We start from the raw sequence: 12,848 nt of genomic DNA on the forward strand, positions 1-12,848 counted from the left end.
CCGGTCGCCCTCTCAGGCCGGCTACCCGTCGAAGCCACGGTGCGCCATCACCACACCGTCAAGCTGATAGGACGCGACCCCATCCCGTACCGGTAAGACCCTTTCCCAACACACCATGCAGCATGCTGGAGCATCCGGCATTACCACCCGTTTCCAGGAGCTATTCCGGAGTACGGGGCAGGTCGGTCACGCATTACTCACCCGTTCGCCACTCTCACCCGCCAGCAAGCTGGCAGGATCCCGTTCGACTTGCATGTGTTAAGCACGCCGCCAGCGTTCATCCTGAGCCAGAATCGAACCCTCCACAAAAAAATTCATGAAGAGAAATCGAAAAACGACTCTCAAAAAAGAAAAAAGACGGAACCACTTAATAAGGAAAAGCGGTTCGCACAAAAACCCCGACCCCCATCAACCACCCTCGTGGACTCCAAGAAAACCCGGAGCGGGAATCGGACTGGCAATCATTGACTATAAAGAAGTAAGTAGTACAACACACTCTTGAGTTCTCAAACCACCACACACGACCAACCCCGGAACCACACAAGAACAGGAACCAGAAGCCGACCGGCAGCAAGAGACAAACATACACCAACCCCGACAACCACGCAAACCACACACCACACAACCACCCCCAAACCCCCGAAAACAAGCCAAAACACCGGCGTGTCGAACACACACAACACACACCACTCCCGCCACGTCAGACCACCCACCGACGCTACGCGCCACCTCCCGCCAGCGGGAGGAAACAACCACACACCACCACGGCACAACACCACGCGACACAACACAACCCACCAAACCAGCAACCGACACCCACCACAGCACAACCCACCAACCACCCTCCGACGCTACGCGCCACCTCCCGCCAGCGGGAGGGGAGAGAAACGCACAGCCCGCCAACACATACCGACGCCACCGCCACCAAACAGCACATCAACATCAAACAGCACGACCACACACGGGGGAAATGACGGAGTAACGGACATACCACCGGCGTATACCTGTAGGTATGACGAAGAAGATCGCAGTCCTGACCGGCGCAGGCATCTCCACATCCGCCGGAATCCCCGATTTCCGCGGTCCGGATGGCGTGTGGACCAAGCATCCGGATCAGATGAGCGTCTACGACATCGATGCGTTCCTCACCGACAAGGAAGCGCGCGAATACTCGTGGCGCTGGCAGAAGGAATCACCCGTGTGGAACGCGCAGCCGGGCGTCGCGCACAAGGCGCTCGTCAAGCTCGAGAAGGCGGGCATGCTCACGTTGCTCGCCACGCAGAACTTCGACGCGCTGCACGAGAAGGCCGGCAACAGCCCAAGCATCATCGTGAACCTGCACGGCACCATCGGCACCTCGCACTGCATGAAATGCCATGCGAAGTACAACACGGCGGACATCATGGCCCGTCTTGACGAGGAGCCGGATCCACGCTGCCACCGCACGCTCAAATACCAGGGTGACATGCCCTGCAACGGCATAATCAAGACGGACGTCGTCTACTTCGGCGAGGCACTGCCCGACGGTGCGATGGAGAAATCCTACAAGCTCGCCTCGCAGGCCGACGAGCTGTGGGTGATCGGCTCGACGCTGGAAGTGTTCCCCGCCGCGAGCATCGTGCCGGTCGCCGCGCAGGCGGGCGTGCCGATCACCATCATGAACATGGGCCGCACGCAGTACGACCGTCTCGCCGACCGCCTTATCCACGACGACATCGCCGTCGCGCTGCCGAAACTCGTCGACGAAACGATCGCCGCGAACAGCTGAACCACCGCAGACCGTATATCAACGCGTTTCTTAGGTACATACGACGTTCCCTAGGTAGGTGAATCGGCAAGAGGGGTGTTGCAACCATCACGTTGCAACACCCCTCCGCGTATGGAGCCGGACAGAACCTAGGAAACGGCCAACCTACCTAAGAAACGACATCGCTCCCAGCCAGCTCTCCCCAGTCGGCTCAGCCGACGGCCCAACCGCAATCGCACTCAGTAGATGCGCTTCGGCTGGAAGCCTTCGGCGCGCAACGCGGCGAGGATGCGGTCGATGTGGTCGGGGCCGTTGGTCTCGACGGTCACGCCGAGCGACACCGCGTTCGTGTAGTGGCCGGACGCCTTGAACTGGTCGTGGTCGAGCGCGATCACGTTGGCGCGTTCGCGCGCGAGCAGCGAGGCGACCTTGACAAGCTGGCCCGGCGTATCCGGCAGCTCCACCTCGAAGTTCATGATGCGGCCGCGGGCGATCATGCCCTTCTGGATGACCGCGCCCATCGTCACCGTGTCGATGTTGCCGCCGGACATGATCGGCACGACCACGTGCGGGCCGGGAGCGGAGGCGAACTTGCGCGAACGCAGGTTGAGATGTTCGAGCGCGGCGAGCGACACCGCACCTGCCGCCTCGACGACCAGCTTGTGCTTCTCGAGCATGAGCAGAATCATCTCGTTGATGTCGCGCTCGGTGACGGTGACGAGATCGTCGAGGAACTCGTTGAGCAGCGCATACGGCAGATCGCCCGGATGCTTGACGGCGACGCCCTCGGCGGAGGTGACGACCTGATCCGCCTCGGTGACTCGGCCTGCGGCGAACGAGTTCTTCCACGCGGGGCTACCTTCCGGAATCGCGCCGATCACGCGCACTTCCGGCTTGAACGTCTTGATGGCGAGCGCGACGCCGGCACCGAGACCGCCGCCGCCAAGCGGCACGACCACGTCGGTCACGTTCGGCACGTCTTCGAGGATCTCCAGACCGATGGTGCCCTGGCCGCAGATGACCTCGTAGTCGTCGAACGGCGGCACGTAGATCATGCCTTCCTTCTCGCTCAGTTCGGCGGCGTGTGCGGCGGCCTCGTCGAAGACGTCGCCGTAGAGGACGACGTCGGCGCCATACGCCTTGGTGGCGTCCACCTTGAGCGGCGGGGTGATGGTCGGCATGCAGATCGTCGCTTTGGCGCCACGTTCGCGCGCCGCGTAGGCGACACCCTGCGCGTGGTTGCCGGCGGAGGCGGTGACGATGCCGCGCGCCAGCTCCTCGTCGGAGAGGGAGGCGATCTTGTTGTACGCGCCGCGGATCTTGAACGAGCCGGTGACCTGCAGGTTCTCCGGCTTGAGCAGAATCTCGTGTCCGGTCATCTCGCTCAGCGCGGGAGACGGGATGATTTCGGTGTGGCGCGCGGTCCCCTTCAACCGCTCGGCGGCCTTCTTGAGTTCGGCCGCATGGTCACGCTGCAATGCTTTGAGGACGTCTTTCTGTTCCATAGTGCGTATTGTAGGCGGGCACACGGCCGGAGCATGGCCGTGTGCCCGCCTAGCGAATCGACGCGAAATCGACGAGGAATCGACGGCGAACCGTCAAAGAACCGTCAGAGCCGCACGACGACGCCTTCCCACGGGTCGAGCTCGCGGTTGGCGAGCGAGACGACGGCGTGGGACGCGCCATAGGTACTGATCACGATGTCGTGCTCGGTGACGCCGTTGTCGACCAAGGCATACGCTTCGGCCGACAAATCGACGGTGCGGCCAGACAGGTTGACGGCGACGAGCAGCGTGCCGCCAGCCACTCCCGGTGCGCTTTCGAGCGAACGCGTGAACGCGTAGACGTTCGGGTCGTCCGCGTCGATCAGCGTCCAGTCGCCAGCCGCGACGACCGGATCGTCGTGCCGCAACGCAATGAGCCGCTTGTAGAACGCATACACGGAGTCGGGGTCGTCGAATTCGGCGGCCGCGTTGATGCCGACATGGTTCGGATTGACGCCGATCCACGGCTCGGTCGGGGCGTCGGGCGCGGTGAAGCCGGCGTACTTGGACGCATCCCACTGCATAGGAGTGCGGGCGTTGTCGCGGCTGATGAGTTCCAGCGACACCATCATCGATTCGGCGGATTGAATCTTCGCCTCTTCGACGCGCTGACGGAACGCGTTGATCGATTCGAGGTCCCGGTACTGGTCGAGCGACGTGAAGTGCGCGTTGGTCATGCCGAGCTCTTCGCCCTGGTAGACGTACGGGGTGCCGCGGTGCATGTGCAGGAGCAGACCGAAGGCCTTGGCGGAACGCACGCGTGCCTCCTCGCTGGTGTCGTCGCCCCAACGGGACACGATGCGCGGCTGGTCGTGGTTGCAGAAGAACAAGCTGGCCCAGCCGGCGTTCCTGACGGCGGCCTGCTGGTTCGCCAGCACGCCGCGCAGCCACGGGGTGCGGAACGGGACGAGCTCCCACTTGGAGCGCCCTTCGCCTTCGCCCATGTGGTCGAAGAGGAAGAGCATGTCGAGTTCCTTGTTCGCCGGGTTGGTGATGTGCTCGTTGCGTTCCGGGGTGATGCCCGGCGCCTCGCCGACGGTCATGAAGCCGTCGCGCCCTTCGAACACCTCGCGGCGCATTTCGGCGAGGAACTCGTCCTGCCGCGGGCCGTCCGCGCAGAACGGGTTCGGGTTCGAGTAGCCTTCCTCGCCGACCGGCAGGTCCTCGAGTTCGGAGCCGGCTTCGCCGGGGAGACGTCCGGCCGCGTCGGTGCGCTTGGAGATCAGGGTGATGACGTCCATGCGGAAACCGTCGATGCCGCGATCGAGCCACCAGTTCATCATGTCGTACACGGCGCGACGCACAGCCGGGTTCTCCCAGTTGAGGTCGGGCTGTTTCTTCGAGAACTGGTGCAGGTAGTATTCGCCGCGTTCCGGGCAGTACTCCCATGCGGAGCCGCCGAAGTAGGAGCCCCACTGGTTCGGTTCGGCGCCGGGCGTGCCGGGCTCGAAGCCCGGACGCGCGGGACGCCACCAGTACCAGTCGGCGTGTGGGTCGTCCTTGTCCTTCGAGGCTTCGAACCACGCGTGCTCGTCGGAGGTGTGGTTGACGACGAGGTCCATCACGATCTTGAGACCGCGCTTGTGCGCTTCGGCGAGCAGCTCGTCCATGTCGTCGAGCGTGCCGAACAGCGGGTCGATGTCGCGATAGTCGGAGATGTCGTAGCCGTTGTCGTCCTGCGGGGACTTGTAGACCGGGGAGAGCCACAGCACGTCGACGCCGAGGTCGGCGAGATAGTCGAGGCGCGAGGTGATGCCCTTGAGATCGCCGAAGCCGTCGCCGTTCGTGTCCTGGAACGAGCGCGGGTAGATCTGGTAGACCACGGCGTTCGTCCACCACGGGTTCGGGGTGGCGCCGTTCGTGCGGATGGCGTCGGGTAGGTTCTCACGGTTGAAAGCGGTCATCGTCGACTCCTTGGTAGGTTGCGTTCCTACCGAACAGGATAGGATTCCACGATTTTCATTCCCATCGGAAAGTCTTCCGGGCGCGGCGGAAAGAAATAGCGAAGGGGCGTTTCATACGACGATGACCTCTCGCCGAAGAAGTCGGCGAGAGGTCATCGTGGTCTGAGGCGTCGTCCACTCCCGACACCCTTCGATTGCGGGTTCTCCGCTACTTGACCGCTCCACGCATCACGCCACCGATTACCCACTTCTGGGCGAAGATGTAGACGATGATGATCGGAGCCATGGCCATCAGGTAGCTGGAGAAGGCCATCGGATAGTTGGTGGCGAACTGGGAGCTGAAGACGTACTGAGCCAGCGGGATCGTCTGGTTGGACTGGTCGGTCAGGACGATGAGCGGCAGAAGGAAGTCGTTCCACGCCCACAGCGCGGTGGTGATGGCGATCGTGGCGTTGATCGGGCTCATCAGCGGGAAGATGATCTTCCAGAAGATGCGCCACGTGCCGGCACCGTCGATGCGCGCGGCTTCCTCAAGCGAAACCGGAATCGACCGGATGAAGCCCGTCGCGATGAACAGGTTCGTGCCAAGACCCAGCACCATGTACAGCAGGATCAGGCCGACCTGATTGTCGAGATGCCACGAACCCATCTGCTTGGCGATCGGCAGCATGACGACCGGGAACGGCACGAACATGGCCGCGATGAAGAAGTAGTACAGGAAGCGGAAGAACCGCTTGTCCATGTTGCGGGCCACCGCATACGCGACGAACGTGTTGGTCAGAAGGGTCAGCACGACGGCGGCGACGGTGATGATCGCCGAGTTGAGCGCGGCCTTCGGATAGTTGACCTTGGCGGACGCGTCGGCGAAATTGTGCCACTCCCACGTGGTCGGCAGCGAGAACGTGCCGGCCTCGGCGGGGGTCTTCAGCGCGGTGACGATCGTGAAGTAGAGCGGGATCAAGATCGTCAGGGACAGGACCGCGACGGCGGCCGTGAGCCACCAGTTGATGTTGTGGTCCTTGCGGAACTTCTCGGACTGGGCACCCGACTGGGCACCCGACTTGACGGCGGATTCAGACACTGCGGCACTCATGACACTCACACCTTTTCCTTGCTGCCGAAGAACTTGAGCTGGATGAACGCGATGATCGCGAGGACGATGAAGAAGAGCACGGCGTTAGCGGTCTGGTACGCGTACTCGCCACCGGTCAGGCCGCCCTTCCAGATGAGATAGGTCACGGTCTCGGTGGCGGAGTTCGGACCGCCGTCGGTCAGGGCGACCACCTGGTCGAACGTGCCGAGCGCGTTCTTCATGGACAGGACGAGGTTGATGGTGAAGAACGGTCCGATCAGCGGGAAGGTGATCTTCCAGAACTTCTGCCAGGCGTTGACGCCGTCGAGCGCGGCGGCCTCGTAGATCTCGTCGTCGATCGTCTGCAGACCGGCGAGGTAGAGTAGCACGGAGTAGGCGACGCCCTGCCACACGGCGAGGAAGACGATCGGCACCCACGAGTACTGCTCGCTGGTGATCAGCGACTCGGACAGCCAGCCGATGCCGAGCGCCTTGCCGAGCGCCGGCAGCGGGTTCATGAAGATGTACTTGAACACGTAGCCGATGACCAGCACGGACAGGGTGTAGGGCACGAAGAAGATCGCGCGGAAGCCGTTCTTGAACGCGATCTTGCCGTTCAGCGCGACCGCGATGAACATCGCGATGACGTTGATGAGGATGGTGATCGCCACGGCGATGAGGAACGTGAACAGGTAGGCGTGGCCCACGCGGTTGTCCTGGAACAGGGCGATGTAGTTCTTGATGCCGATGAAGTCGTAGTCGCCGTAGCCCTGCGAGTTGGTGAACGAGTACATCACGCCCTGCAGGAACGGCACGTACAGGAAGATCGCGAAGATGATCGCGGCGGGCACGGCCATCCAGTAGAAGGCGCGGTCGACCTTGCGGTCGGAGAACGCGGAGCGCTTCCTCGCGGGCTTCGCCTGTGAGGCGGTGGCGGGTTTCGTTGCGGTTGTCATGATCCCTCTCCTTCCTTTCAGTTCGTGAAGGTCCTGGCCTGGACCTTGTCCCATTCGGTCTGCATCTGGTTCAGGAAGCGGTTCGTGTTGCCGCTGGTCACCATCGTCTGCAGGTAGCCGCCGATGTTGATCGAGGACGGGATGTAGTGGTCGCAGAAGTCGGCGACCTTGTTCTTCTCGAAGAACGGGCGCACGGTTTCAAGGGCCTTGTTGCCGAAGTGCGTCTTCTTGAGCGGGGTGATGGCGGAATTCGCGTCGGCGTAGTCGTTGAGCGTCTTCTCACTCATCAGGAATTCGATGAACTTCATCGCCTCGGCCTTGTGCTTGGTGGTGGCGCCCATCGTGATCATCACGTCGTCGCCGGCGGTGAGGATCTGCTCGTCAGCATCATCGGTGGCGGGCATCTGCGCGAATCCCAAGTCGGCATTCTTGTTGATCATGAGAATCTGCGGAATCGCGTAGGTGCCGAGCGGGATGATCGCCGCGGAGCCCTTGGCGAAGTTCTGTGTACCCTGCTGATAGGTGATGCCCTTGTCGCCGTCGGCGTACTTGAAGAGCTCCACCTCCTTGGTCACCGTCTCCTTCCACATCTTCTGGAAGTTCGTCGTCCCCTGCTTGAGGTCCGTGTACTCGCTTTCACGCACGAGCGTGCCGGCGAGGGAGGCGAGCGGCGCCTGCGTGGTCCACGCGTCGGCGACGGTGGCCTCGACCGGGTTGATGCCCTGCTCGCGGAACTTCTGCAGCATCGCGGTGAACTCGCTCCACGTGGTCGGCGGATTCTCCGGATCGATACCGGCCTTGCGCCAAATCGCCTTGTTGTAGATGTAGCCGGAAGCGTTGCCGGCGAACGGCAGACCATACAGGCGCTTCTTCGACTGGTCGGTGGTCTGCACGAGGTTCTTCGCGATGTTCACCATGCCGGGGTTGAGCCTCTCGACGATCGGCTCGTCGGTGAAGTCATAGAAGACGCCGGATGCGGCGAAGTTGCCGAAGCTGATGTCGCCGTTGAACGTGATGACATCGGGCACACGGTTCTTCACGAACCTGGTGCGCAGGTCGGTCTGCGCATTGGCGGAGTTGTTGATGTTGATCTTGATGGTCGGATTTTCCTGTTCGAACTCCGTCGCGGCCTGCTTGAACCAGTCGGCCGCCTCGGACTTGAATTGGAAGAAATCAAGCGTGATGGTGCCGGCGGTGTTCGCACCACAACCGGCCAGTCCGACGCCGACCGCGATCGCGCAGATGGCCGCGGCAAGACGAGTGGCCACCATGCGCAGTGGACGCGGCAGACGCGACGAACGCATCGATTCCACATTCGGATTGGGGGAATCGCACTTCATTCGTAGACTCCTTAACTGTTCTCTGACTCCTGCGGCTTCAATGCCGCCGGGCATGCCCCCAACGATACGGTTCGAGGTTTTTCATTCCAAGCGCGAGCGAGTCCATCGCCGCTGGAAACTAAACCCACTCGATTTATGTATCCTAGGAATGGAATTCGGACCGGTCCGCGCCTGGCACGCGCCGGCGCGCACGGCCCATGTCGGAAGGTATCCGGCGAATCTCCCGGAAGGATGGTGTCATGGTCGACGGAACGGGAAGAACCATGCAATCGCAGGATGCCGAACATGCGAACGCTCATGCGAACGCGCATACGAGCACACACACGGACGCACAGGACTTCCCCCGATGGTTCGAAGGATCCGAATACATGCATCGGGTGGCGCGCGCCATCGCGAAATACGGGCCGATCGCGCGCACCACGCTCGCGCAGATGCTGGGATTGTCGCAAGGAGCCATGTCGCGCATCACCAGCGATCTGATCTACGCGGGAGTCATCGAGGAGATTCCCGGCGACGCCGTCACCACTGGACCGCTGCCGCAGGGATTCACGCCGAAAACGAAGGAAGGCGCGACGCGACGCGGCCGTCCGCAGACCGCATTGCGTCTGCGCGCGGACGCACGCACGTTCATCGGCATCAAGGCGCAAGGCGCGTCGGCGATCGCGGCCGTCGTCAACGCGCACGGCGAAGTCGTATCGTCACGTCACGAACGCGCGTTCCCCGGACGCTCGCCGCAGCAGGTGACGGCGGCACTCGCGACGCTCGTACGCGAGTGCCGCGACGACGTGGCCGGAACGCCACTGCCCACGCCGACGGCGGTGGGCGTGGCGGTCGGCGGCCACGTGCGCGACGAACGCGACGTCACGTTCGCGCCATTCCTGCGCTGGGATCACGACGTGCCGCTCGCCGCGATGCTGGAGGAGGCGACGGGACTGCCGTGCACCGTGTACAACGACATCGATGCGCTGCTCGTCGACGCGAGCTGGTTCGGTCCGGGCGTGGGATTGGAGGCGTTCGCCGTGCTCACGATCGGCGTGGGCGTCGGCTATTCGCTCGCGGTGCGCGGCGAGCCGGTCACGTATCCGGATAAAAGCTACGGCCTGCTCGGCCACGTGCTCATCGACCCGGAGGGGCCGCGCTGCACGTCCGGGCACATCGGGTGCGCGCAATGCCTGACCGACGACGCGATCGCGGAACAGTACGCGCAGATGATCGGGCATCCGTGCACATTCGAGGATTTCGCGGCGGACGCACGCGCCGGGATGCCGCTCGCGTCGCGACTGACGGACCGCACGTGCTTCCGACTGGGGTCGCTGATCGCGACGATCGCGAACATCGCGATGCCGTCGAAGGTGATGGTCGCCGGGGAATCCGCGTTCCTCGCGACCATCGGCATCGACGCGGTGCGCGACGGGATCCGCCGCTACCGGCACAGTCAGGCGGCGCAGGTCGAGTTCACCGTCGTCGACCATGACTGGCAGCTGTGGGCGAAGGCCGCCGCCTCCCGAGCGATCGTGCGGTACATCGGCTGATCGGGTGGTGGCAGCCGGGCGACCACCCCCACCCGGCTACGCCGGGAGCCCCCGCCGGCGGGGGCACAACCCATGCCGGCAGGGCGCAGACCATGCCGGCGGGGGCACAACCCATGCGCCGTGCCCCATCCCCCTCCCGCTGGCGGGAGGTGTCGCGAAGCGACGGAGGGTGGTTCCTACTGCCGCACGGCGGTGAACAGGACCGACTGAGCCGGGTGAAGGCTCGGCGGGCGCAGGCCGTAGGTGGCGAGCGCACGGCCGGTCATGAGGACGCCGTCGGGCGTCCACCAGCCGAGCGGGGACTGGCCGTTGCCGATGCCGAGCGCCGCGAGATCGAGATCGAGGTGCAGCGGCTGCACGCGGTAGACGGCGTCCGGGTCGAGACCGGGCAGACGCACCGGCGAGGCCGGATAGGTGACCGAGGTGGTGAGCTGCGTGAACCGGTAGAACGCGGCGGTCCGGTCCGGCTTGACCATGCCGTCGACGCGCACGGCCGGGTCGGGGGTGTCCGTGTGGACGCACGCATCCACGGCAAACCAGGCGCGGTGCCTCTTGAACTCGGCGACCCATGCGGCGAGCTTGGCCACGTCGGCGTCCGGTTCCTTGAGCAGGTTCCATTCGATGCCCATGTGACCGTAGAACGCCATCGCCATGCGCAGTTCCTGACTGGTGGCGCGCTGCGTGGAGTGCGCGGGGCTCGCACCCACATGCTCGCCCATCATGCACGGCGGCACGAGCAGCGACGTGTAGCGTTGGATGTCGGCGCGTTCGACCGGGTCGACGCAGTCGGACACCCAGATACGGCTCGCAAGTTCGAGAATGCCGAGGTCGACGCGACCGCCGCCGGACGAGCAGCTTTCGATCTCGAGGCCCGGATGCGCGGCTTTGAGGTCGCGGAAGATGCGGTAGACGGCGAGCGTCTGCGCATGCACGGCCGGACGGCCGGTACGCGGCGAGACGGCCTCGGTGACGAGCTTGTTGTGGTCCCACTTGATGTAGTCGATGCCGAGCTCCCCGACAAGCCTGTCCATGCACCCGTAGATGTACGCGTAGGCCTCCGGGTTGGTGAGGTCGAGCACCTGCTGGGAGCGGCCCTGCATCGGCAGACGATCCTTCGTGGGGCTGAGCACCCAATCCGGGTGCGCGCGGTAGACGTCAGAATCGGGGTTGACCATCTCCGGCTCGAACCACAGGCCGAACTCCATACCCAAGCCATGCACGTAGTCGGCGAGCGCCTTGAGGCTCTTCGGCCCGTCGGGCCACACATCGGACGAGATCTGCCAGTCGCCGAGTCCGGACGTGTCGTCGCGGCGGGAGCCGAACCATCCGTCGTCGACGACGAACCGCTCGACGCCGGTTTCGGCGGCTTTGTCGGCGAGCGCGGTCAACGTGTCGTAATCATGCTGGAAGTAGACGGCCTCCCACGTGTTGAGGATGACCGGGCGCGGCTTGGACGCGAGTTCGGGGTGACGGTCGCGCAGGTACGTGTGGAAGCGCGCGGCGACCTGGTTGAGGCCGTCGCCGGTCGCGCCGTACACCCACGGCGTCGTGTACGCGGCGTCGCCGGCGGTCGCGGCGGTCGCGGCGGGAGCCGCGCCGGACGCGCCGGTCGCGCCGCCACGCAACGTGACTTCGCCGCCGAACAGGATTTCGCCGCCGCCGATCACGCCGTCCGTGTACGGCTGGCGTTCGGCGGCGAGCACGCTGTTGCCGCTCCAGCCGACGTGCACGGCGTAGACTTCGCCGTGCTCGAAGCCGAAGCCGGGCGTGCCGGCGGTGAGCAGGAGGCTCGCGTCGAAGTCGGGGCGTCCGGCCATCGAGACCTTCTCGAACCGGCCGACGGTGAGCGGCTGGCGCTGCGGGCTGCGTTCGCGCAGATGATGGCCGGTGGTGGTGAGAATCTCGGTGGCGACGGCGGGCAGCGGGAAGCCGAGCTCGACTTTGCCGATTTCGAGCGGCATGTCCGCCGTATCGGCGAGGTTGGTGACCTGCGCACGTTGGCGAATGAGGCCGCCGTGCAGCAGTTCGACGGTCCAGACGAGACGCACGCCCTGTGCGGCATCGTCGGCGGTGACGGTGATGACCGGAGTCTCGACGGTCACGACCGGCGCGTCCACACGCGCTTCGGCGGGCGTGGATTCGGGGGCGTCGACGGCCTGCGTCACGTCGAGCGCGGGACGGGCGTCGAGCGTCGTCTCAATGCCGGTGACGGTGAAGCGCGGGAACAGTTCGATGCCGGCGCGGCGCACTTCGAAACGCTTCTGACCGATCCACGATTCGCTTTGCGTGGGCAGGATCGACGGCCACATGGTCTCGTCGAGCGCGCCGGACACGCGCTGGGGCCTGAGGGCGTCGACCTGGCTGACGAGGGTTTCGGGCGCGGCGACCGGCTTGCCCCAATGCACGAAGCGCGGCAGCTCGTCGCCGGGGAAGGCGAGCGCGAACGCGACGGGGGCGTTCGGGGCGAGGTGCGCCGCGGATTCGTGCGCGGTGCCGGCCTGCTCGGTGCCGGTATGCGCGGTTCCGGTCTTCTCGGTTCCGGTCTGCTCGGCGTAGATGAGGGTGATCGGGGTGCCGTCGGCGGCGGTTCCCGTGAATCGTGCGATACGCGTCATTGCTGGTCTCCTTGCGGTACGGTTACGTAGCCCGTTGCGATTCCATGGAGGCGGACCGCATCCATGAGAGGTCGCGGGGCCGTGAGGGCTCACAACGGTCGTCTGATACCCGATGGTAGACCAGGCGTCTTTTCTTTC

General features: G+C 64.4%; 8 protein-coding genes and 1 rRNA gene. 2 read left to right on the top strand and 7 right to left on the bottom strand.

Annotated features, from left to right (window positions below; genetic code table 11):
* Positions 1-309: ribosomal RNA gene (locus AC1AYR_RS07075) — 16S ribosomal RNA — on the bottom strand; the annotation flags it as partial.
* Positions 310-1,012: 703 nt separating this feature from the next.
* Between AC1AYR_RS07075 and AC1AYR_RS07080 the strand changes: the two genes are divergently transcribed.
* Positions 1,013-1,768, top strand: a complete 756-nt coding sequence (locus tag AC1AYR_RS07080) for a Sir2 family NAD-dependent protein deacetylase (RefSeq protein WP_476512097.1) — start codon at positions 1,013-1,015, stop codon at positions 1,766-1,768.
* Positions 1,769-1,986: 218 nt separating this feature from the next.
* On the opposite strand, the gene ilvA is transcribed toward AC1AYR_RS07080, so the two are convergent.
* The 5 genes from ilvA to AC1AYR_RS07105 all read right to left on the bottom strand — a co-directional run bounded on the left by ilvA (position 1,987) and on the right by AC1AYR_RS07105 (position 8,563).
* Positions 1,987-3,252 (bottom strand): threonine ammonia-lyase, encoded by a 1,266-nt coding sequence (gene ilvA / locus AC1AYR_RS07085; protein WP_476503259.1) that lies wholly within the window; start codon positions 3,250-3,252, stop codon positions 1,987-1,989.
* Between the two features lie 104 nt (positions 3,253-3,356).
* The gene (locus AC1AYR_RS07090) at positions 3,357-5,195 is read right to left on the bottom strand and encodes a glycoside hydrolase family 13 protein (protein WP_476512098.1); all 1,839 of its coding nucleotides are present in this window, start codon (positions 5,193-5,195) and stop codon (positions 3,357-3,359) included.
* Between the two features lie 208 nt (positions 5,196-5,403).
* Entirely contained in the window at positions 5,404-6,288 is an 885-nt protein-coding gene (locus AC1AYR_RS07095) for a carbohydrate ABC transporter permease (protein WP_034525738.1), read from the bottom strand.
* 5 nt (positions 6,289-6,293) lie between these two features.
* Complete coding sequence (locus tag AC1AYR_RS07100; protein ID WP_034525736.1) at positions 6,294-7,223, bottom strand: carbohydrate ABC transporter permease; 930 nt, start codon at positions 7,221-7,223, stop codon at positions 6,294-6,296.
* 17 nt (positions 7,224-7,240) lie between these two features.
* Positions 7,241-8,563: an ABC transporter substrate-binding protein gene (locus AC1AYR_RS07105; RefSeq protein WP_420796383.1), complete on the bottom strand. Its 1,323-nt coding sequence runs from the start codon at positions 8,561-8,563 to the stop codon at positions 7,241-7,243.
* 368 nt (positions 8,564-8,931) lie between these two features.
* On the opposite strand from AC1AYR_RS07105, the gene AC1AYR_RS07110 reads away from it, so the two are divergent.
* The gene (locus tag AC1AYR_RS07110; RefSeq protein ID WP_476512154.1) at positions 8,932-10,095 is read left to right on the top strand and encodes an ROK family transcriptional regulator; all 1,164 of its coding nucleotides are present in this window, start codon (positions 8,932-8,934) and stop codon (positions 10,093-10,095) included.
* Positions 10,096-10,271: 176 nt separating this feature from the next.
* Here AC1AYR_RS07110 and AC1AYR_RS07115 read toward each other — a convergent pair whose 3' ends face one another.
* Complete coding sequence (locus AC1AYR_RS07115) at positions 10,272-12,710, bottom strand: alpha-galactosidase (protein WP_476512099.1); 2,439 nt, start codon at positions 12,708-12,710, stop codon at positions 10,272-10,274.
* Between the last annotated feature and the right edge of the window lie 138 nt (positions 12,711-12,848).

This window comes from Bifidobacterium sp. LH_417 (assembly GCF_056357035.1).

Coding starts and splice junctions, on each gene's coding strand:
- AC1AYR_RS07080 (WP_476512097.1), top strand. CDS start 1,013: ATGACGAAGAAGATCGCAGTCCTGACCGGCGCAGGCATCTCCACATCC.
- ilvA (WP_476503259.1), bottom strand. CDS start 3,252: ATGGAACAGAAAGACGTCCTCAAAGCATTGCAGCGTGACCATGCGGCC.
- AC1AYR_RS07090 (WP_476512098.1), bottom strand. CDS start 5,195: ATGACCGCTTTCAACCGTGAGAACCTACCCGACGCCATCCGCACGAAC.
- AC1AYR_RS07115 (WP_476512099.1), bottom strand. CDS start 12,710: ATGACGCGTATCGCACGATTCACGGGAACCGCCGCCGACGGCACCCCG.
- AC1AYR_RS07095 (WP_034525738.1), bottom strand. CDS start 6,288: ATGAGTGCCGCAGTGTCTGAATCCGCCGTCAAGTCGGGTGCCCAGTCG.
- AC1AYR_RS07105 (WP_420796383.1), bottom strand. CDS start 8,563: ATGAAGTGCGATTCCCCCAATCCGAATGTGGAATCGATGCGTTCGTCG.
- AC1AYR_RS07100 (WP_034525736.1), bottom strand. CDS start 7,223: ATGACAACCGCAACGAAACCCGCCACCGCCTCACAGGCGAAGCCCGCG.
- AC1AYR_RS07110 (WP_476512154.1), top strand. CDS start 8,932: ATGCATCGGGTGGCGCGCGCCATCGCGAAATACGGGCCGATCGCGCGC.